Source organism: Vibrio sp. 1557 (genome assembly GCF_033340175.1).
Taxonomy (GTDB): Bacteria; Pseudomonadota; Gammaproteobacteria; order Enterobacterales; family Vibrionaceae; genus Vibrio; species Vibrio alginolyticus.
The window spans coordinates 1-1,166 of sequence record NZ_JAWOVZ010000217.1 but is presented as its reverse complement, the minus strand read 5'-3'; the positions used below and the strand labels follow the sequence as shown (position 1 = coordinate 1,166).

At 49.1% G+C, this 1,166-nt stretch carries 1 protein-coding gene; it reads right to left on the bottom strand.

Features of this window, described 5'->3' with window-relative positions; translation table 11 throughout:
- Positions 1–1,166 (bottom strand): efflux RND transporter permease subunit (locus tag R7070_RS26005; protein ID WP_318141488.1); only part of this gene is annotated, 1,166 nt, incomplete at both ends.

Genomic DNA, 1,166 nt, shown 5'->3' with positions numbered 1-1,166 from the left:
TCGAGGCGGTAATACCGAATATGATTGCCCAAGCCAAACCGTTAAAAATTGGGTCTAACGTAATCACGACGTTACCCAGTAACGTTGTACCCGCGGTCAGTAATATTGGCCGCATACGAACAACACCAGATTCAATCAACGCATCATGTAGGCTACGACCTTCAGCCAACGATTGCTGAACAAATTCAATCAAAACGAGTGAGTTACGCACCACAATCCCAGCTAGCGCAATCATGCCGATCATCGCAGTCGCCGTGAACAGAGCTGGGTTGGGGTAATTACCGATGTCACTGCTTAACACATTCAAAATCCAGAACCCCGGCATAATCCCAATCACAGTCAGAGGTATCGCCAGCATGATGATGCCCGATACCGCAGGTAAACCTGTTTGAATCAACATCACCACAAATACGCCAAGCAGCGCAGCGCCATAAGCAATGCCTAAATCGCGGAATACGTCCACTGTGATTTTCCATTCCCCCTCACCACTCCAAACCACTTCGATGTTGTCTGGCACGCTCCAAGTGACACCAGCTCCATTGCTCAAGTACGTGCGATCTTGCCAGTGACGATGCACATCTTCCGCGTGAGTTGTATCTTGGTCAGCCATCACATCGGCAATCACTTCACCCGGAACACGCCCAACTACCTCGGCGTAGACATACACAACAGGCTTGAGGTTTTTATGGAAAATCGGTTTGTCCGCTGCACGTTTCACAAAATGACCGACTTCAGACAACTGCACGATAGGCTGAGGAGCATCCACAACCGCCCCATTGGATTCTACTTTTGCAATCCCCGGACGGCCTCGCACATAAAGCTGCTCTAGTTGATTCAGGTTATCTCTGTCTTCGCGTCGGAGCTGCACTTCGATAGGTAGTGGGTCCACTTCTCTTGGATCGGCGATATAACCGAGCACTTTGGCGTTCGCGGCGGTAATCAGCGTGTTATTGATATCAGCAACAGAAACACCAGACAGCGCCGCTTTTTCTTGATCAACGATGAATTGCCACGTTTCTAAATCACCTTGGATGCTGGTATCCACCTCAGAAACCAACTGTTCTTTGCGAAGCCTATCCGCGACTTTCTCTGCTTGAATCATCAGATCTTCATAAGATGTCGCTTCATCACCGTAAACTTCTGCCGTAATGGTGGCGATAACAGGT